Below are 19,197 nucleotides of genomic sequence, written 5' to 3' on the forward strand. Positions count from 1 at the left end.
CTTGCCGGCCTCAGGCCTCTTCGGTTTCCTTGTAGTCGCCCACCGGCACGCAGCTGCAGAACAGGTTGCGGTCGCCATAGACGTTGTCGACGCGGCCGATCGGCGGCCAGTACTTGGCGAGCTTGAGTTCGGCCAGCGGGAACGCGCCGAGTTCGCGCGAGTACGGATGCGACCACTCGGTGCCGAGCAGGCTGGCCGCGGTGTGCGGTGCGTGCTTGAGCGGGTTGTCTTCCTTCGGCCACACGCCTTCTTCGATGCGGCGGATCTCGCCGCGAATGGCGATCATCGCGTCGATGAAGCGGTCGAGCTCGGCCAGCGGCTCGCTCTCGGTCGGCTCGACCATCAGCGTGCCGGGCACGGGGAAGCTCAGCGTAGGCGCGTGGAAGCCGTAGTCGATCAGGCGCTTGGCCACGTCTTCGGCGGTGACGCCGCTGGTGTCCTTCAGCGGGCGCAGGTCCAGGATGCACTCGTGCGCCACGTGCCCGTTGGGGCTCGCGTACAGCGTGGGGTAGTGGTCCTTCAGGCGCGCGCTGATGTAGTTGGCGCTCAGGATGGCCGTTTCGGTCGCGGCCTGCAGGCCCTTGGCGCCCATCATGCGGCAGTACATCCAGCTGATCGGCAGCACGGCGGCATTGCCCAGCGGCGCGGCCGACACGGCGCCCACGCCGTTCGATGCGACGCCGGCCGTTGCATGCCCCGGCAGGTAGGGCACGAGGTCTTCGACCACGCACACCGGGCCGACGCCGGGGCCGCCACCGCCGTGCGGAATGCAGAAGGTCTTGTGCAGGTTCAGGTGGCTCACGTCGCCGCCGAACTCGCCCGGCGCGGCCACGCCGACCAGCGCGTTCATGTTGGCGCCATCGACGTACACGCGACCGCCGTGCTCATGCACCAGCTCGCACAGTTCCTTCACGCGGGTCTCGAACACGCCGTGCGTGCTCGGGTAGGTGATCATCACGGCCGCCAGGTTGGCGCTGTGCTTCTCGCAGGCGCGCTTCAGGTCGTCCATGTCGACGTTGCCTTGCGCGTCGCAGGCCGTCACCACCACCTGCAGGCCCACCATCTGGGCGCTCGCGGGGTTGGTGCCGTGGGCGGACGAGGGAATCAGGCAGATGTTGCGATGGCCCTGGCCCTTGGCTTCATGGAAGGAACGGATGGCCAGCAGGCCCGCGTACTCGCCCTGCGAACCGGCGTTGGGCTGCAGGCTGATGCCCGCGTAGCCGGTCGCTTCGCACAGCCAGGCGCGCAGTTGCGCGTCGAGTTGCGCATAGCCCTGCAACTGGTCGGCCGGTGCGAAGGGGTGGATGTTCGCGAACTCGGGCCAGGTGATCGGGATCATCTCGCTGGTCGCGTTGAGCTTCATCGTGCAGCTGCCCAGCGGGATCATGCTGCGATCGAGCGCGAGGTCCTTGTCGGACAGGCTGCGGATGTAGCGCAGCATCGCGGTTTCGCTCTTGTGCGTGTTGAACACCGGATGCGTGAGAAACGCGCTGGTGCGGCGCAGGTCTTCGGGGATCAGCGGCGTGGCGTTGCCGGCAAGGTCGTCGAAGCGCGGCATCGGCGTGCCGGTGGGCACGAACAGCGCCCACAGCGTTTCGACGTCGGCACGCGTGCTGGTCTCGTCGAGCGAAATGCCCAGGTGCTGCTGCAGGCGCTGGCGCAGGTTGACGCCGGCGGCGTGGGCGCGCTCGATGATCTTCGGCGTGTCGTCGCCGGTGCGGATCGTCAGCGAATCGAAGGCGGTGCTGTTGACCGGCTCGCGGCCCATTTGCACGAGGCCTTGCGCCAGGATGGCAGTGAGCGCGGCCACGCGCTGCGCAATGCGCGTCAGGCCATCGGGCCCGTGGTACACGGCGTACATGCTGGCCACGACGGCCGGCAGCACTTGTGCGGTACAGATGTTGGACGTGGCTTTTTCGCGGCGGATGTGCTGCTCGCGCGTTTGCAGTGCCAGGCGGTAGGCGGGCTGGCCGTGCGTGTCGACGCTCACACCGACGAGGCGGCCCGGCAGCGAGCGCTTGAACTCGTCGCGGCAGGCCAGGTAGGCGGCGTGCGGGCCGCCGTTGCACAGCGGCATGCCGAAGCGTTGCGTGGTGCCGCAGACGATGTCGGCGTCCCATTCGCCGGGAGGCGCGAGCAAGGTCAGTGCCAGCAGGTCGGCCGCGACGATGAAGGCGGCGTCGCACTGGTGCGCATGGCCCGCGAGCGGGCGCAGGTCGTGCACGTGGCCGGTGGTGGCGGGGTACTGCGCGAGCACGCCGAAGAAGGCGCCGCTCACCATCAGGTGCGGCAGCGTTTCCGACACGGTGCTGACCTTGACCTCGATGCCCAGCGGCGCGGCGCGCGTCTTGATGACTTCGATGGTCTGCGGATGGCAGTCGCCCGACACCAGGAACACGTTGCTCTTGCTCTTCACGCTGCGCTTGGCCAGCGTCATGGCCTCGGCGGCGGCCGTGGCTTCGTCGAGCATCGAGGCGTTGGCGATGGCCATGCCCGTGAGGTCGCACACCATCGTCTGGAAGTTGAGCAGGGCTTCCATGCGGCCCTGCGAAATCTCGGCCTGGTAGGGCGTGTAGGCGGTGTACCAGGCGGGGTTTTCCAGCACGTTGCGCAGGATCACGCCGGGCGTGTGCGTGCCGTAGTAGCCCTGGCCGATGAAGCTCTTGAACACCTTGTTCTTCGACGCCAACGCCTTCAGCTCGGCCAGCGCATCGGCTTCGGTCACCGGTGCGGGCAGGCGCATCGGCCGTGCGCGGCGGATGGCCGCGGGCACGATGCCGTCGATGAGTTCCGCGCGCGTTTCCGAGCCGATCACCGGCAGCATGCGCGCCTCGTCCGCCGCATCGATGCCGATGTGGCGGGCAAGGAATTCTTCGGCGTTCTCTAGTTCTTGCAAAGAGGGAAGGGCGGGGATCGGCATGGCGTGATGGATCGGCGTTAAGGAAGAAAAGACTCAGCGGTCGCCGCCGGGCTGGCCCGACGCGGGCCTTGCCTTCCCCGTGGGGAAGAGCACAGCACACGAAGTGGCAAGCCGGGGGGCGCGCATTTTCAGGATTCGGCGGCGAACTTGTCGTAGGTGGCGGCGTCGAGCAGCGCGTCGAGTTGCGCGGGCTCGCTCAGCTTGACCTTGAAGAACCAGCCGCTGGCCAGCGGGTCGCTGTTGGCCAGCGACGGGTCGGCGCGCAGGGCTTCGTTGACTTCGGTGATCTCGCCCGACACGGGCATGAACACATCGGCGGCGGCCTTGACCGATTCGACGACGCCGGCGACTTCGCCCTGCGCGAAGGTCTTGCCGACTTCAGGCAGGTCGACGAACACCACGTCGCCCAGCGCGTCCTGTGCGTGCAGGGTGATGCCGACCGTGGCGGAGCCGCCTTCGGCCGAGACCCATTCGTGGTCCTTGGTGTACTTGATGCTCATGAGAAAACTCCTCGTGGAAAAAATGATGATCGGGGTGCAGAGCCTAGCCGGGTCTGCCGTTGCTCAGCCGCGGTAGTAGCGGGTGGGCACGAAAGGCATGGTCGAGACTTCCATCGGCACGGGCTTGCCCCGTACGATGGCCTGCACGCGCGTGCCGGGTTCGGCGAAGGCGGTGGCCACATAGCCCATGGCGATGCAGCGGTCGGCCGTGGGGCCGAGCAGGCCGCTGGTGACGATGCCGATGTCATGCCCCTCGAAGGACTGCAGCAGCGTGCCGTCGCGCACCGGAATGCGTTCGAGGGCGACGAGGCCGACGCGCTTGCGCTTAAGTGTGTCGTGGTCGGCGTGGCCGGCGGCGCCAGCGGTGGCTGCGGCGAGCTGCGCCAGGATCTTGGCCGCACCCGGAAAGCCGCCTTCGCGCGCGCCGCCCGCGCGGCGCACCTTCTGCATCGCCCAGTTGAGCGAGGCTTCGACCGGCGTGGTGGTGGTGTCGATGTCGTTGCCGTACAGGCACAGGCCGGCTTCGAGCCGCAGCGAATTGCGCGCGCCCAGGCCGATGGGCTTGACCTCGGGCTGGGTCAGCAGCAGGCGGGCGAGGGCGTCGGCGTCTTTCGCGGCCACCGAGATCTCGAAGCCGTCTTCACCAGTGTAGCCGCTGCGGGTGACGAAGGCGGCAATGCCGCCGATCTGCACCGCACCGCCGGTCATGAACACGAAGCGTTCGATGCCGGGCGACAGGCGCGCCAGCGTGGCGGCGGCCTGCGGGCCCTGCAGCGCGAGCAGCGCGTGGTCGGGCAGCGGTTGCACCTCGCAGCGCGCGCCGATCTTGCGCTGGATGTGGGCGATGTCGTCGACCTTGCAGGCACCGTTGACGATCACGAAGATCGAGCCATTGCCTTCGTTGAAGAACATCAGGTCATCGAGGATGCCGCCTTCGTCGTTCAGCAGCAGGCCGTAGCGCTGCTTGCCGGCGGGCAGGTCGATCACGTCGACGGGCATCAGGGTTTCGAAGGCGGCTGCGGCGTCGGGGCCGACGAGGCGCAACTGGCCCATGTGCGAGATGTCGAACAGGCCGGCCGCATCGCGCGTGTGCTTGTGCTCGGCCATCAGGCCGGCGGGGTATTGCACCGGCATCGAGTAACCGGCGAAGGGGACCATGCGGGCGCCAAGCTCCACGTGCAGGTCGTAGAGCGGCGTCTTGAGAAGCGGGGCGGCGGAAGCGGAGGAAGTCACCAGGAGGCACTCCAAAGGGGCAGTCGAAATCCATGGCTGCAACGCCACGGGCCACCCCTGCTGTCCGCTTTACCTGAGAGATTCGCCCCACGATCGGGGTTTGCTCCTTCGGTGGGCCGCTGCAATGCATGCAATGGCCTCTCTCCAGCAAGGAAACGCCGGCTTTCACCGGCGCCTTGTCAGTCCTTTTGCCTGAGCGTTCGGGAAACCCCTGCGCCTTCGGCGGCCCCGTCGCGCGGGGCTCTCTCCTGACCCGGGCGAGTGTAGTGGATCGCGCGGGCCGGGGCTTCGGGTTTCAGTGCACGACCTCGGCCGGCGGCAACAGTTTGTCGATGCGCTCGCGCAGCGATTCGGCCCGCTCCGCGCCGGCGCTTTTCTCGATTTCGGTGAGCATCAGCGCGGCGATGGTCAGCATGGCCTCGCGGTCGCGGGCCTCGCGCAGGGCGTCGCGCATCTGCAGCGCGAACTTGGGGTCGCGCCGCACGAACATGCGCTCGCAGATGTCGAACAGGAACATGCGCGTGGTCGCCAGCGAACGCTTGCCGTCGAAGGTGTCGGTGGAGGTGGCGACGCGGATCGGTTCGGCGGCGGGCAGGGGCGCGGGCTGCGCGGCAGCGGCGGCCTGGGCTGCCGCCTGCGCGGCGGCTGCGGCGGCCGGGTCTTCCAGGTAGCCCCGCTGCACCAGGGCCTGAATCGCCTGCTCGGCTTCGCCGCGGTTCGTGAAGAGCGGGCTGAAGTCGGTCAGCGAGCGCCGACCGTCGGCCATCAAAAGCAGCGCGCGTTCACGCTGGCTGAGCGTGCGCTGGCCGCCCTGGAGTTCGTCGCGCGCCTTGTCGGTCTTGGTGGGAAACATGGCAGCCACAGCTTTCGGAGATCGAAGGCTGGAGCATCGTTGCAAGTGGTGACATCTTCATGAACCTTTTCCCCTTACAGAAAGGGAATTCACAAGGGGAATTGCCGCCTGCTTCCCCGGCGCATGTCAGGCGCCGACGCTTTCCTTGCGGATCAGCCACTGGTTGCCCACGCGCTGCAGCTCCAGCGTCTTGCGGTCGGTGTGGTTCAGCCTGTCGGCGCGGTAGATCTGCTTGAAGCGCGCGCTGGCGGTCTGGCCGCTGACGCTGATGACGAGGTCGTCGATGGTCACGCTGATCTTCGACTTGCTCGCGATGCGGGCGCGGCGATCGGCTTCCCAGCGCTTGCGGTCCTTGCCCCGGGCCGGCGTGAAGTCGGGTGCATAGGCGGCAAGGTAGCGGTCCACGTCGCGGGCCGACCAGGCTGCGGCCCAGGCGCGCACGGCGGTTTCCACTTCGGCGATGCCTGCGGTGGGCGGCGTCGCGGGGGCTGCCGCTGGGGCAGCAGCGGGTGGTGCTGCCGGAGCCGGTGCGGCTGCAGGCGCGGCAGGCGCTGCCGCTGCAACAGGTGCCGCCGGTGCGGCGGCAAGGGCTGCCGTGGACAGCAGGCCCCCGGCAAGAAGACAGGTGACGAATCGATTCATGGCGCGGTTTCCCTCTTTGTCAGTTATCAGCGTCGAGTGCGACGCCGATTCTGGCAGCGAACCCGCCCCGGGCCGAATCGAATCGATGCCGTTCAGGCCGCGGCGGCCCCGTCGAGCTCGACCGGCGCGATCACCTGTGCCCGGTTGCGCAACCGCAAGGCCAGCACCGTCGCGACGCACAGCACGCAGAGCACCACCGTCAGCGTGACGCCCAGCCCGCGCGCATCCGACAGCATGCCGAACAGCGGCGACACCAGCCCGCCCACCGACAGCGCCAGCCCGAGCGTGATGCCGCTGGCCGTGGCCGGGTTGCGCGGCAGGTAGTCCTGCGCCAGCGTGACCTGTGCCGCGAACGGCAGGAACATGCTCAGGCCGAGCAGCGCGGTGCAGGCCAGCGCCCAGCCGGCCGTCGGTGCGAGCACGAGGCCCGCAAGCGCCGGCAGCGCGAGCAGATAGCCGCTGCGGATCGTGCCCATGCGGCCGATGCGGTCGCCGAGCCAGCCGCCCAGCAGCACGCCCACCGCGCCCGCGGCCGTGAAGCCGGTGAGTGCCGCGGCGCCCTGGAAGGTCGTGCCGTGCAGGTCGCGGGTGATGCGCAGCGAGAGCATCGACAGCACCGTCACGTAAGGAATCGACCAGCCCACGATGGTCGCGACCAGCAGGCTGAAGGCGCGCCAGTCGTTGTGCGGCTTCAGCACTTCGCTGCCGGCCTGCTTGCGGGCCAGGGCCGCCGCCGCGGCGCCGGCACCGCCCCGCGCATTGGCCGCCACCCACACCACGCCCATCGCCAGCGCCGGCACGCCCAGCAGGTAGCTGTGCGACAGGCCGCCACCGCCGACCACCGTGGCCGCCAGCAAGGGCGCGAACGAGGCGCCGATGGTGCCGCCCACCGAGAACACGCTCATCGCCTTCTGCGAGGCGCCGCCAGCCGCGCGGGCCGCCACCGTCGCGGGCGGGTGGTAGGCCGCAATGCCCAGCCCGCACAGCGCGACCGCGATCCAGGTCAGCAGGTAGCTCTGGCTCAGGCCCGCCAGCACCACGCCCAGCGCCGCCACCAGAAAGCCCGTCGGCACCAGCCAGCTGCGCGGGTGGCGGTCGGCGTACAGGCCGAACAGCGGCTGCACCACGCTCGACAGGCCGGTGGCCGCCAGCATCAGGCCGCTCACGGCCGTGTAGCTGTAGCCGCGCTCCAGGACCATGAAGGGCAACAGGGCGGGCACGAGGCCCTGGTAGAGGTCATTGACGGCATGGGTGCCGGTGAGCAGCCCGAGTCGGCGCTTGTTCATTCGATCGCTTCCTTGATTGGTTTTCCGAGTGGAAAGGCATCGTAGGAAGGCGTGCGAAGATGTTCTCGCTACGAATCCACAAGCATCGTCGAGAAATGGACAAACTCAATCTGCGCCCCGAGCAAGGCGAATCGACGCCGCGCGCCGTCGCCGTGCTGGCGACCGACCCCGAGGGCGATGCCTTCATTCCGCCGCACACGCACCGGCGCGGCCAGCTCATCCACGCGATCTCGGGCGTGATGATCGTCAGTGCCGTGGCCGGCAGCTGGGTGGTGCCGCCCGGCCGCGGCGTCTGGGTGCCGCCGGGCATGGAGCACCAGATCCGCATGGCCGGCGAGGTGAAGATGCGCACCGTCTTCGTCGAGCCCGGCACGCGCGCGGACCTGGGCAGCGAGTGCCGCGTGATCCACGTCGGCGCGTTGCTTCGGCAACTCATCGTCACGGCCGTGTCGGTGCCGCTGGACTACGCGCCCGGCAGCCGCGACGAACGCGTGATGGAGCTGATCCTCGACGAGATCGAAGCCGCGCCCGCGCTGTCGCTGCACGTGCCGATGCCGCGCCACGCCCGGCTGGCCGTGCTGTGCGAAGAACTGGTGCGCGACCCGTCGCTGCCCGCGACGCTCGACGACTGGGCGCTGCGCCTGCACATGAACACGCGCACGCTCGCGCGCCTGTTCCAGCGCGAGACCGGCATGAACTTCGGCGCGTGGTGCCGGCAGGCGCGGCTGCTGCTGAGCCTGCCCCGGCTGGCGGCGGGCGCGTCGATTCTCGAAGTGGCGCTGGCGCACGGCTACGAGAGCCCCAGCGCCTTCACCGCGATGTTCCGGCGCACGCTCGGTGTGCCGCCGAGTCTCTACCTGCACCAGGACGAATGAGCGGCCGCCCCGCTACTTGAACCCGAGCGCGTGCGGCAGCCAGGTGCTCAGCGCCGGCACGAAGGTCAGGATCAGCAGCACCGCGCCGTGCGCCCACAGGAAGGGCACCAGCTCCTTCACCAGCGCCGACATCGGCACCTTCGACACGTTGCAGGTCACGAACAGCAGCCCACCCACCGGCGGCGTGATCATGCCGAGCGTGAGGTTGAAGATCACGATCATCGCGAAGTGCACCGGGTCGACGCCCAGTTTCATGGCCACCGGCGCAAGGATCGGCGCCAGCACCATCACGCCCGGCAGCGGCTCGATGAAGATGCCGAACAGCAGCAGGAACACGTTGACGATGATCAGGAACATCCACGGCGAGAGGTTCATGCCCACCAGCCATTCGGCCATCTGCTGCGGAATACCTTCGATGGTGAGAATCCACGCGAACGAGGCCGACAGGCCGATGATGATCAGCACCGAGGCCGACAGCAAAGCCGAGCGCGAAAGAATGTCGGGCAGCGCCTTCCATTCGAGCGTGCGGTAGACGAACTTGCCGCACACCAGTGCATAGAACACCGCCACCACCGAGGCTTCGGTCGGCGTGAACCAGCCGGCGCGCATGCCGCCCAGGATGACCACCGGCAGCAAGATGGCGGGAATCGCCTTCCACGTCGTGCGCAGGATCTCGCGCAGCGGCGGCGTTTGCCCGTCGCCCTTGTAGTTACGCTTCTTCGAGATGTGGAAGTTCACCGCGCACATCGCCACCGCGATCAGGATGCCCGGCAGGATGCCGGCCGCGAACAGCGTGCCGACCGAAACCGTCTCGTCCTGCAGCGCATAGATGATCATGATGATCGAGGGCGGAATGATCGGCCCCACGATCGCGGTCGAGGCCGTCAGCGCCGCCGCGTACGAGCGGTCGTAGCCGGCCTTGTCCATCATCTTGATGAGCATCGAGCCCGGCCCCGCTGCATCGGCCAGCGCCGAGCCCGAGATGCCCGAGAAGAAGGTGAGCGACACCACGTTGGTGTAGCCCATGCCGCCGCGCCGGTGCCCGACGAACTGGCCGGCAAAGCGCAGCAGCACTTCGGTGAGCGAGCCGCCGCTCATCAGCTCGGCCGCAAGAATGAAGAAGGGCACCGCCATCAGCGGAAAGCTGTCGATGCCGGTGAAGGTCTCCTTCAGCAGCACGAGCAGCGGGTAGTTCTCCGCCAGGATCAGCGTGGCGGCCGTGGACAGGCCGAGCGCGAAGGCCACCGGCACGCCGATGGCCAGGAACACGCAGGCGGAAACGATCAGGACAATGCTGGCATCCATGGTCGTCTCCTTACAGCGACGCCGAGGCGTTGGCGTCGAAATGCGCGTCCGACGCGAACTCGCGCCGCAGCACGTAGCCGCGCACCACCAGCAGCCAGTGCACGATCAGCAGCACGCCGCCGATCAGCATCGCGCTGTAGATGTAGGCAAAGGGAATCTGCGTCACGGCCGTGAGCTGGAACATGGTGCGTTGCATGTACAGCCAGCCATACCAGACCATGAAGCCGAAGAACGCGAACAGCAGTGCGGCCACGAAGGCGCGCAATGCGATGGCCGCCTTTTGCGGCAGCGCGTCCTGCAGATTCTCGACCGCGATGTGGCCGCCGTAGCGCAGCACCGGCCCGGCGCCCAGGAAGGTGAGCCAGATCATCATGTGGCGCGACACCTCCTCGGCCCATTCGAGCGACTGGTTCGTGAGGTAGCGCAAGGCGACGTTGGTGAAGATGATGACCGACATGGCGGCCAGCAGAAGGATCAGCGCCCAGCGGTTGGCGGCAAGAAAGTAGCGCTCGAAAGCTTGCACGGGGGTGTTCTCGGTTCGGTCGGAAAAACGAAGCGCCCGGCGCACTGAAGCGGGCCGGGCGCGAGGGCGGAAAGTCGGCGGCGCGCGGGCTTACCTGACGTCCGAGATCTTCTTGATGTTGTCCGCGCCGAACTCCTTGGCGTAGCCCACGTAGGCGGGCTTGAGTGCTTCGCGGAAGGCGGCGCCGTCGACGGTGCGCGTGACCTTCATGCCGTCTTTCTCGAGCTGGGCGATGCCGTTGTTCTCGTCGTCGTTGACCTTCTTGCGCTGGGCGATGGCGGCCTTCTTCGCAGCTTCGGTGAACACCTTCTTGTCGGCATCCGAGAGCTTGTTCCAGACCTTCGGCGACAGCAGCAGCAGCGCCGGCGAATAGACATGGCCCGTGAGCGACAGGTGCTTTTGCACCTGCGAGAACTTCGAGGACAGGATCACCGGGATCGGGTTTTCCTGGCCATCGACCGTGCCCTGCTGCAGCGCGCCGAACAGCTCGGGGAAGGCCATGGGCGTGGGCAGGATGCCGAAGGTGCGGTAGCCGTCCATGTGCACCTTGTTTTCCATCGTGCGCATCTTCAGGCCGGCCGCGTCGGTGGGCTTGACGATGTCGCGCTTGCTGTTCGTCATGTGGCGAAAGCCGTTCTCGGTCCAGGCCAGCGCGACGATGCCCTTGCTCGGGAACTTGGTCAGGATGTCCTGGCCGATGGGGCCGTCCATCACCTTGCGCGCGTGGTCGTAGTCGCGGAACAGGAAGGGGATGTCGACGATCTTGACCTCGGGCACGAAGTTGCCGACCGGGCCCGTCGAGGTGTTCAGCAGGTCTTGCGTGCCGAACTGGATCGCCTCGATCTGCTCGCGCTCGCCGCCCAGCGCCGAGTTGGCGAAGTGCTGGCACTTGAAGCGGCCCTGGGTGCCCTTTTCGATCTCTTCGCAGAACACCGTGGAGCCGACGCCGTAGTGCGACTCCTTGGAGGTCGCGTAGCCGATCTTCAGGACGGTCGGTTGCTGGGCAAAGGCAGAAGTGCCCAGGGCGAGCGAAAGGCAGGCGGCGGCGATGTGGCCGATTTTCATGGTGTCTCCGGGATTTTTAGTCAGGTGCGCGTCAGGCGCACTGGACTATGCAACAGCCGGGAGCTTCACCGCGTCGGGACTTTCACGGACGTATTCGCGAATGACGGCCTCGAAGCTTTCGTCGGCCGCAAGGCCCAGCGCATGGGCGCGCGCGGTCTGGAAGTGGCCGGGCCAGGTCTTCACGATGCGCTGGATGGCCGGGTCGGGCGTGCGGTCGAGCAGGGCAGTGGCCGCCTTGCCGGCCACGCGCTCCAGCGCTGCGGCCATGGCGCCGACCGTGGTGGCGAGCGATGGCAGGTTGAGCGCGGTGCGCGGGCCCCATTGCACGTCGCTCGCCTCGGCCGCACGCACGATGCCTTCGATGGTGCGGGCCGGCGAGGCAATCGCCACGGGCGTTTCGTCGGGCACCGGGCAGGCCGCGCGCAGGCCGGCCAGCGGCTCGCGGATCATGCCGCTGAAGAAACCCGAGGCCGCGCCATTGGGCTTGCCCGGCCGCACGCTCACCGTCATCAGGCGCACGCTGCGCCCGCGCACGAAGCCCTTGCGCGTGAAATCGGCCACGAGCTGTTCGCCGATGAATTTCTGGATGCCGTAGCTGGTTTGCGGCGTCGGCAGCGTGTGGTCTTCGATCACCTTCGGCAGCGGTTGCTCGGGCGAGTCGCCGAACACGGCGAGCGAGCTGGCGAACACCAGCATCGGCTTCGTGCCGAGCGCGCGCAGCTTTTCGAGCAGCGCGTGCGTGGCGGCGAAGTTGCTGCGCATGCCGAGGTCGAAGTCGGCCTCGCATTCGCCGCTGACTGCGGCCGCCAGATGAAAGACGGCATCGGCTTCGCGCCAGACCGTCGGGTCGGCATCGGCCGCGAGCTGTGCGTTCAGGTCGCCGGTGATCGCGGTGATGCGCGCGTCGGCGGCAAGGTCGGGCGGCGGCGGGGCGCGGTCCACGAGCGTGATGCGGTCGATGGGCCGGGCGGGTGCGCCCGCAAGGGAAAGCCGGCCCTGTGCGAGCAGGGTGCGGGCCAGGCGTGCGCCGAGGAAGCCGGCGCCGCCGGTGATGACGATGTGCATGCGGTTTGTCTCCTGTGAAAGGCGAGGATAAGTGCGCTCGCCGGACGCGTGCAGCCCTGAGGAAAACTGCCCTCGTGCCACAAGAAAAACTGTTTGGACGGCGGGCCGGGGTCTCATTAGTCTCGGACCATCGCAACCCGCCTGCCCGCGCACCGCGCAGCCCGCCATGAACCATGCTGTTGAAGAGCCCGTCTTTTTCATGACCGACGGAAAGTCGAACTACCGCATGGTGCGGCCCTGGCAGAAGCCGTCGCCGCGCGGTGCCGTCGGCGTCATCAGCCAGTTGGCGCTCGACAGTCGGGGCCGCGTGTTCGTGCTGCAGCGCACGGCACCGCAGTTGCTCATCTATCGCGCCGATGGCGAGCTCGACGAGGTGTACGAGAACCCGCGGCTGACCAGCGGCCATGGCCTGTTCATCGATGCGGCGGACAACGTCTACCTGGTGTCGTACGACGCGCACCAGGTGCTGGCGCTCGATGCGTCGCTGAAGCTGCGCTTCGAACTGGGCGGCTTCAACACGCCGCGCTGGGGGGCGCCCTTCAATCATCCGACCGATGTGGCGGTGGCGCCCGATGGCGAGATCTACGTGAGCGACGGCTACGGCAACGCCTGCGTGCATCGCTTTTCGGCGGGCGGCGAGCACCTCGGCACATGGGGCGGCGTGGGGCAGGGGCTGGGCGAGTTCTCCACGCCACATGGCGTCTGGGTGCTCGCCGACAACCGCGTGGCCGTGTGCGATCGCGACAACGACAGGGTCCAGCTCTTCGACCGCGAGGGTCGCTTCCTCGCGCAATGGACCGGCCTGCTGCGCCCGATGGACATCTGGTCCGATGGCTGCGATGTGTTCGTCACCGAGCAGGCGCCGCGCGTGACCCGCCTCGACATGTCGGGTGCGGTGCGCGGCCGCTTCCGCAGTTTCGGCGTGTACGGCCACGGCCTGTGGGGCGCGGCCGACGGCAGCCTCTTCGTCGCCGAGCAGGGGCATGGCCTGCACTGCGTGACGAAGTACGAGCGCATCGGTCCGGCGCAGGCATGACGGGCTGAAGGATCGAAGAGACGCTGTGTGGCATGCTCGACGCGGGCCACGCCCGTGGCCTTCGTTTTTCCTTTCCAAAGGACCCGTTGATGAGCAAAGTTGAAATGACCGGCATGCAGGCGTCCCCCGACGGCGTGCAGTTCACGGCCAGCACCGACGGTGCGCAGGGGCTCTTCCTGGTGCCGATCGACATCCTCTCGGACCTGGCGTGTTCGAGCATGGACTTCGACGACGAGATGATCGAGTCTTTCACCTCCCATGCCAACCTCATCGCGAAAGCGGTGGCGATCACCGTGGCCGAAAACGGCATGCCCGCGCCGGGCGAGCGGGTCGAACTGCCGCGCAGCGGCTTTCCCAACCTCGACTGACAAGACGGCTCACATCGCCTGCCTCGCGCCAGGCCCGTTCGACTGACTTTCATCGACAGGAAAGAAACCCGGCATGTTCACGGTCGTGGTCTTGTGGCTCATTGCCGTGGCGTGGCTGGTGGCGAACGGCATGTTTGCCCAGAAGCCTTCGCCGCGCTATCGGCGCAGGCGGGCGTTGCTCTCCTGGATCTTCCTGGGCGGATGCGCCGGGGCGCTTGCCGGGCTGGCGGGCGCGGGCTTCTCGCTGCCCGGTGCCGTTGCCGGCGCCGTCGTGGCCGGCCTGATCGCGCGCAAGCTCGTCGCGAGCGCCTGAGCCGGCGCCGGTTCAGGCGGCCCGGATACCCTGTTCAGGGGATGCGCCCCGTTCGCCGCTGAGCGAAACTGGCGCGCGCAAAACGCAGGCAGCGTCGCTGTGCCCGCTCATCTTTCGACAGATGGGCTTCGGGTGCTGGTGTTGCAGGACGCGCCGGGCCGTCGGCCCGCGATCCGCGATCGACCTCCTCGCGATTCAACGACAAGGAAATCTCTGTGCCCGGTTCCCCTTGGAGCGATGACGCGCCGCGTCCGCATGCGACGGCAATCTCCGTCGATCTGCGCGGTGGCTGGTCGTGCGCGTTCCACTTCCGGCAAACCGCCGGCGGCAGCTATGCCGGCGTGGCCGAGATCGCGTTCGATGGCCTGCGCAGAGGGTCGCTCGTCATCATGCAGCAGCCTTCGCCGGACGCGGCGGTCGCGCGCGCCAGGCTGCGGGCCAAGCAGTTCGTCAGCTCGCGGTCCTCAGTGGGTTACATCCCCACGTAGTTCGGGCTGCCGTCGCCTTCGGGCGTGATCCGCATGCGGTTCTGCGTCGGGTTCTCCATGCCGCGGGTGTTGGAGGGATCGATATAGTGTGGTCCGACCCCGAACCGAACACCGGTCGCATGGGCATGCAACGAGAGGAGGGAACTTCATGAACATCCGTACTGTGCGGGCACGCGTGTCGTGTTGGCCGGGTCGTGCCTTGTGGACGCTGGGGCTGCTGCTGATTGCGGCGCTTCCCGTTCATGCGCAGCGTGGCGTGTTCACAGAAGCGCCGCAATCGGTAGAGCAGGCGCTCAAAGCCACGCTTCGCAATCCGGCCGTTCTTGATCGAGTGCTGCTCGAGCAGTACCCGGCAACCCTGGATCGCGAACGCAGGGCGCTGCTGCTCGCGTTCCTGACGAAGCGGATGCAGGACGATCGCCTGATCTCGTTCTTGACCAAGTCGGTGACGCCATTGATGCAGGCCAAGGCCACGCGGCCGCAGATCGTGCGTCACGTGCAGGAGCAGATGTTCGCGTTGCAGGTCCGAGGCCTGACGCGGATGCGGGACGACATGGCGGAGGAATTCTTCAGGCTCAGCATGCGCATGGCGCAAGCAATTTCGCCTGCCGACTGCAAGAAGATGATGCTTTCACAACTCGACACGCCCACCATGCTCGTCGCGGAGCGCCAATACCAAGCAGTGGCACCCCTTGCCGATCTGCGCAAGATGATCGAGGTCTACGAGTTTTCGCTGAACGCTGAGCTTGCCGACTTTCCGGCGCGTCGCGGCATCAAGGAACTTGATTCCGTCACGCGGTCCCTCTTCCAGAAATCCCTGGCGAAACACTTGGTGAAGTTTCCGGCCGGCGTTGCCGACCGTGTGCTCGCGAATCCGAGTGCCTCGGACCCGCGAGATCTCTGCCCTGTGTATATCGAGGTTTCGCTGGCCGGCCTCGACTTGACGGGAGCGGCGCGAACCACGTTCCTGGACTACATGCTGGGCCAGGCTGCAAACTGAGATCAGGGAGAACAAGGGATGACCGCCTACGAGTTCGGCCGCATGTTGCCTTCCATCGTGCTGTTGCTTCTATTGATCGCAGGCCTGATCTGGTATCGCCGCTCTCGAGAACGGCAGCCGATCTCGCCTTGGCGTGGTGAGGTGTACGGGGTCGGCGGCTGGCTTGCATTGTTCGTCTATGGCTCGTTCGTCGTGGTCCCGTTGTTTCACATCGGCAAGACGGCGAATGTATTCACGCAGGCTCAGATGGCCAATCCGATGCTGTCAAGTGTTCCTGGGTTCATGCCATACCAGGTCTTCAGCTGGGTGCTGGTGGCGATGATCGTGCTCTCGCAGTTCTGGGTCTCCAATCGGCTGCGCACGCGCTTCGAGCCCTCGAGTGCCCACATCGCCAAGTACTACATGGCTTTGAGCCCGTTCGTCGTCTACGGACTTGACGTGGGTGCAGCCTGGTTCACGCTGGGGGTGAATGGTGCCGGCGAGGAAATGGGGGAGACGGTTCGAAGCGTCGTCGTGGGGCTGATCTGGGCCTGGTACTTTCGCGATTCCGCTCGCGTATACAACACGTACATGCGGCCACTTCCCAAGGAGGACGCTGTCGCGCCGGGTACCACGCTCGAGCGGCGTGAACCCCGGCTCGACGATGTGTCCGCCGTGGACAGCGGCAACGTGGAAGGCGGCGCTGCCTCGTGATGCTCAGATCCGACTCGTGCCGGGTGGCTCATTGGTGGCCGGCCGGGTCCGGTCAGGCGGCGGTGCGATTGGGGGCGATTTGGCCGCTTTGCAATCGGCCTGTGCCACTGGAACCTCGAGCAAACCGCCCGGCGTGGTGAACACATGACGTGCGCGAATGCCCCGGTCAAACATCGCACTGAGGCGCGGCGACGCACAGTTGGCGCGGATGGCTTGGGCCTTGAGCGCCTCTTTGTCGACCTCGGCGCTGACGTCGTAGCGGAACACTATCGCTTTGTCGTTGATTTCGTAGCTGGAGCCCTTGAGCACCGTGAATCGATCGATCGCCAGCGGTGTCTTGCGTGCAGTCGCCTCGGCGGCCCCATTCAGGGTTATTGCCAGCTGCACTTCGTTCATGGTCGCGATGGCGTTGGCTGCGCTCTGTGCGTGACACGCGATCGCGCCGCCAAGTGTGGGAACAACGAGAAGCAGGGCAGCAGCACGGCGGATGGGCATGCCACGATGGTATCGACAAAGATCACGACAAGGAGGAAGGCTTGAACAGACATCCCGGATTGCTCTTGAGCGCAGCGGCATTGGCGGTCATGGTGTTGTTGAGCGCCTGCGGAAAGCAGGCCGAGGCCACAGCCGATGAGGTGTTCGCTGCGTCGCGGCCTTTCGATGCGGCCGATGCAGCCCATTCGGCCACTGGATCAGAACTGATTGGCGCCGAGCCTGCTCTTGCCCCTAATCCGCGTCGTGAACTCGGGCAGATGAGCTTTCAGCAAGCCATCGAGCGCTTCGGCTATCCCAAGCTGCGGCGTTGGGCGGATGAACTCGACCCCAACGCAGCGTTGTTCGTTGCCATTGCGCACATTCGCGGTGCAACGGGGGCGCTGCGCAACGATGCTCAGGCCGAGGCATGGCTGCTGCGCGCAGCGAACATCGGCGCCGTCGAGGCGCAGGACGCGTTGGGGCTCTGGTCCTATCGCGAGGCTCTGTCGGCCTTGGCGGTGCGCGACCCCGCGCGCGTCACGCGCATGACGGTTCGAGCCTACGCTTGGCTCAGTCTCGCGCAGGCTCACGGTAGCGCGGAGGCGGGGCAGCACCTGCGCGAAATGCTCAGGGGGTTGCGGCCGGGTGATAAGGTCGTGCGGCTCGCTCAGACGCAGGCGGCCGCGTGGCGCCGGTGCGCTGCCCAATCCTGCTGGGACCGTGAGCTCGACAGTCCCGCCGGCCCGTAAAAAAGCCCCGTCTCGCGGGGCTTCATCTCACTGGGCCAAGAGGATCACATCCCCACGTAGTTCGGACCGCCACCGCCTTCAGGCGTGACCCACACGATGTTCTGCGTCGGGTCCTTGATGTCGCAGGTCTTGCAGTGCACGCAGTTCTGCGCGTTGATCTGCAGGCGCTGCTTGCCGTCTTCGGTGCCCACGAATTCGTACACGCCGGCTGGGCAGTAGCGGCTTTCGGGGCCGGCGAACTTGGCCAGGTTGACGTTGACGGGCACCGTCGCGTCCTTGAGTGTCAGGTGGGCCGGCTGCTGCTCTTCGTGGTTGGTGTTGCTGATGAACACGCTGGAGAGGCGGTCGAAGGTGAGCTTGCCATCGGGCTTCGGATAGACGATGGGCTTGCACTCCGACGCGGGCTTCAGGTACAGGTGGTCGGCCTTGGTGCGGCGCAGCGTCCATGGAATGTGGCCCTTGAGCAGCCATTGCTCGACGCCGTTCATGACCGTGGCAATGCCCAGGCCCTTCTGGAACCAGGCCTTGAAGTTGCGCGCCTTCTTCAGTTCGGTGTGCAGCCAGCTCTTCTCGAAGGCGGCGGGGTAGGCCGTCAGTTCGTCGTGCTGGCGGCCGGCCGTGACGGCGTCGAAGGCGGCTTCGGCCGCGAGCATGCCGGTCTTGATGGCGGCGTGGCTGCCCTTGATGCGGCTCACGTTGAGGTAGCCGGCCTCGCAGCCGACCAGTGCGCCGCCCGGGAACACCGTCTTGGGCAGCGACATCAGGCCGCCGGCCGTGATGGCGCGCGCGCCGTAGCCGATGCGCTTGGCCGGCTTGATGCCCTTGGCCTCGTCGCCTTCGAGGTACCAGCGGATGTTGGGGTGCAGCTTCCAGCGCTGCATTTCCTCGAACGGGCTCAGGTAGGGGTTGCTGTAGTTCAGGCCGGTGATGAAGCCGAGCGTGACCTTGTTGTCTTCCATGTGATAGAGGAAGGCACCGCCGTAGGTGTCGCTCTTCATGGGCCAGCCGGCCGAGTGCATCACGAAGCCCGGCTGGTGGCGCTGGGGGTCGATCTCCCAGACTTCCTTCACGCCGAGGGCGTAGGACTGCGGGTCTTTCCCGGCGTCGAGCTTGTACTTCGCGATGAGCTGGCGGCCCAGGTGGCCGCGCGCGCCTTCGGCGAACACCGTGTACTTGCCCAGCAGCTCCATGCCGAGCTGGAAGTTCTCGGTGGGCTCGCCGTCTTTGCCGACGCCCATGTTGCCGGTGGCGACGCCGCGCACCGAGCCGTCTTCGTTGTAGAGCACCTCGGCGGCCGGGAAGCCGGGGAAGATCTCGACGCCCAGGTTCTCGGCCTGCTGTGCCAGCCACTTGGTGAAGGCGCCCAGGCTGATGATGTAGTTGCCGTGGTTCTGGAAGCAGGCCGGCAGGAACATGTTGGGCGTGCGCACGGCCGACTTCTCGCCGAAGAACATCATGGCGTCGTCGGTCACCGGCTGGTTCAGCGGCGCGCCCAGTTCCTTCCAGTCGGGCAGCAATTCGTTGAGCGCGCGCGGGTCCATGATGGCGCCCGACAGGATGTGCGCGCCGGGCTCGGAGCCCTTCTCGAGCACCACGACCGAGATCTCTTTTTCGTGCTGCGCGGCCAGTTGCTTGAGCCGGATCGCGGTCGAGAGGCCGGCCGGGCCGCCACCGACCACGACCACGTCGTATTCCATGGCTTCGCGAGGGCCGAACTGGGCGAGGATTTCGTCGTGGGTCATGTGGGTTGGGTCGATAATGATTTTTCGAGGCGCGGGGCATCCCGGGTTGCGGGGCATTTTATGCGGC

At 67.0% G+C, this 19,197-nt stretch carries 20 protein-coding genes and 2 riboswitches; of the genes, 8 read left to right on the forward strand and 12 right to left on the reverse strand.

Going from position 1 to position 19,197, the window contains the following annotated elements; translation table 11 throughout:
* Positions 1-10: 10 nt before the first annotated feature.
* The 6 genes from gcvP to BLQ28_RS03845 all read right to left on the reverse strand — a co-directional run bounded on the left by gcvP (position 11) and on the right by BLQ28_RS03845 (position 7,434).
* Entirely contained in the window at positions 11-2,920 is a 2,910-nt protein-coding gene (gene gcvP / locus BLQ28_RS03820; protein ID WP_093237206.1) for an aminomethyl-transferring glycine dehydrogenase, read from the reverse strand.
* Positions 2,921-3,048: 128 nt separating this feature from the next.
* Positions 3,049-3,420, reverse strand: coding sequence for a glycine cleavage system protein GcvH (gcvH, locus tag BLQ28_RS03825; protein WP_093237207.1), 372 nt, complete (start codon positions 3,418-3,420; stop codon positions 3,049-3,051).
* Positions 3,421-3,483: 63 nt separating this feature from the next.
* Complete coding sequence (gene gcvT, locus BLQ28_RS03830) at positions 3,484-4,656, reverse strand: glycine cleavage system aminomethyltransferase GcvT (protein ID WP_093237699.1); 1,173 nt, start codon at positions 4,654-4,656, stop codon at positions 3,484-3,486.
* 47 nt (positions 4,657-4,703) lie between these two features.
* A riboswitch (glycine riboswitch) is annotated at positions 4,704-4,811 on the reverse strand.
* A gap of 12 nt (positions 4,812-4,823) precedes the next feature.
* A riboswitch (glycine riboswitch) is annotated at positions 4,824-4,914 on the reverse strand.
* A 34-nt stretch (positions 4,915-4,948) separates the two neighbouring features.
* Positions 4,949-5,506 (reverse strand): hypothetical protein, encoded by a 558-nt coding sequence (locus tag BLQ28_RS03835; protein ID WP_093237208.1) that lies wholly within the window; start codon positions 5,504-5,506, stop codon positions 4,949-4,951.
* Positions 5,507-5,632: 126 nt separating this feature from the next.
* Positions 5,633-6,148 carry a L,D-transpeptidase Cds6 family protein gene (locus BLQ28_RS32890; RefSeq protein WP_176801000.1) on the reverse strand — a complete coding sequence of 172 codons (516 nt, stop codon included), beginning with the start codon at positions 6,146-6,148 and terminating at the stop codon, positions 5,633-5,635.
* Between the two features lie 92 nt (positions 6,149-6,240).
* The gene (locus BLQ28_RS03845; protein WP_093237209.1) at positions 6,241-7,434 is read right to left on the reverse strand and encodes an MFS transporter; all 1,194 of its coding nucleotides are present in this window, start codon (positions 7,432-7,434) and stop codon (positions 6,241-6,243) included.
* Positions 7,435-7,529: 95 nt separating this feature from the next.
* Here BLQ28_RS03845 and BLQ28_RS03850 point away from each other — a divergent pair, with 95 nt between their 5' ends.
* A complete protein-coding gene (locus tag BLQ28_RS03850) occupies positions 7,530-8,309 on the forward strand; it encodes an AraC family transcriptional regulator (RefSeq protein WP_093237210.1) in 780 nt (259 codons plus the stop codon).
* Positions 8,310-8,321: 12 nt separating this feature from the next.
* On the opposite strand, the gene BLQ28_RS03855 is transcribed toward BLQ28_RS03850, so the two are convergent.
* The 4 genes from BLQ28_RS03855 to denD all read right to left on the reverse strand — a co-directional run bounded on the left by BLQ28_RS03855 (position 8,322) and on the right by denD (position 12,267).
* Positions 8,322-9,614: a TRAP transporter large permease gene (locus BLQ28_RS03855; RefSeq protein WP_093237211.1), complete on the reverse strand. Its 1,293-nt coding sequence runs from the start codon at positions 9,612-9,614 to the stop codon at positions 8,322-8,324.
* A 10-nt stretch (positions 9,615-9,624) separates the two neighbouring features.
* Positions 9,625-10,137: a TRAP transporter small permease gene (locus BLQ28_RS03860; RefSeq protein WP_093237212.1), complete on the reverse strand. Its 513-nt coding sequence runs from the start codon at positions 10,135-10,137 to the stop codon at positions 9,625-9,627.
* A gap of 90 nt (positions 10,138-10,227) precedes the next feature.
* A complete protein-coding gene (locus BLQ28_RS03865; RefSeq protein WP_093237213.1) occupies positions 10,228-11,202 on the reverse strand; it encodes a TRAP transporter substrate-binding protein in 975 nt (324 codons plus the stop codon).
* Positions 11,203-11,247: 45 nt separating this feature from the next.
* On the reverse strand, positions 11,248-12,267 hold the full coding sequence (gene denD, locus BLQ28_RS03870; protein ID WP_093237214.1) for a D-erythronate dehydrogenase: 1,020 nt from the start codon (positions 12,265-12,267) through the stop codon (positions 11,248-11,250).
* 166 nt (positions 12,268-12,433) lie between these two features.
* On the opposite strand from denD, the gene BLQ28_RS03875 reads away from it, so the two are divergent.
* From BLQ28_RS03875 to BLQ28_RS03900, 6 genes are all read left to right on the forward strand, one after another.
* Complete coding sequence (locus tag BLQ28_RS03875) at positions 12,434-13,303, forward strand: NHL repeat-containing protein (RefSeq protein WP_093237215.1); 870 nt, start codon at positions 12,434-12,436, stop codon at positions 13,301-13,303.
* An 89-nt stretch (positions 13,304-13,392) separates the two neighbouring features.
* A complete protein-coding gene (locus BLQ28_RS03880; RefSeq protein ID WP_143012408.1) occupies positions 13,393-13,671 on the forward strand; it encodes a hypothetical protein in 279 nt (92 codons plus the stop codon).
* A 73-nt stretch (positions 13,672-13,744) separates the two neighbouring features.
* The gene (locus tag BLQ28_RS03885; RefSeq protein WP_093237217.1) at positions 13,745-13,984 is read left to right on the forward strand and encodes a hypothetical protein; all 240 of its coding nucleotides are present in this window, start codon (positions 13,745-13,747) and stop codon (positions 13,982-13,984) included.
* Positions 13,985-14,199: 215 nt separating this feature from the next.
* Entirely contained in the window at positions 14,200-14,472 is a 273-nt protein-coding gene (locus BLQ28_RS03890) for a hypothetical protein (protein WP_093237218.1), read from the forward strand.
* A 148-nt stretch (positions 14,473-14,620) separates the two neighbouring features.
* Positions 14,621-15,472, forward strand: coding sequence for a hypothetical protein (locus BLQ28_RS03895; RefSeq protein WP_143012409.1), 852 nt, complete (start codon positions 14,621-14,623; stop codon positions 15,470-15,472).
* Positions 15,473-15,490: 18 nt separating this feature from the next.
* Complete coding sequence (locus BLQ28_RS03900; protein WP_093237220.1) at positions 15,491-16,165, forward strand: DUF2569 family protein; 675 nt, start codon at positions 15,491-15,493, stop codon at positions 16,163-16,165.
* Positions 16,166-16,168: 3 nt separating this feature from the next.
* Here the strand turns inward: BLQ28_RS03900 and BLQ28_RS03905 are convergent, their stop codons facing one another.
* A complete protein-coding gene (locus BLQ28_RS03905; RefSeq protein ID WP_143012410.1) occupies positions 16,169-16,660 on the reverse strand; it encodes a hypothetical protein in 492 nt (163 codons plus the stop codon).
* A 41-nt stretch (positions 16,661-16,701) separates the two neighbouring features.
* On the opposite strand from BLQ28_RS03905, the gene BLQ28_RS03910 reads away from it, so the two are divergent.
* The gene (locus BLQ28_RS03910) at positions 16,702-17,388 is read left to right on the forward strand and encodes a sel1 repeat family protein (protein ID WP_143012411.1); all 687 of its coding nucleotides are present in this window, start codon (positions 16,702-16,704) and stop codon (positions 17,386-17,388) included.
* A 44-nt stretch (positions 17,389-17,432) separates the two neighbouring features.
* Here BLQ28_RS03910 and BLQ28_RS03915 read toward each other — a convergent pair whose 3' ends face one another.
* Complete coding sequence (locus BLQ28_RS03915) at positions 17,433-19,130, reverse strand: electron transfer flavoprotein-ubiquinone oxidoreductase (protein WP_093237223.1); 1,698 nt, start codon at positions 19,128-19,130, stop codon at positions 17,433-17,435.
* Positions 19,131-19,197 lie beyond the last annotated feature (67 nt).

Source organism: Variovorax sp. EL159 (assembly GCF_900100965.1).
GTDB lineage: Bacteria > Pseudomonadota > Gammaproteobacteria > Burkholderiales > Burkholderiaceae_C > Variovorax.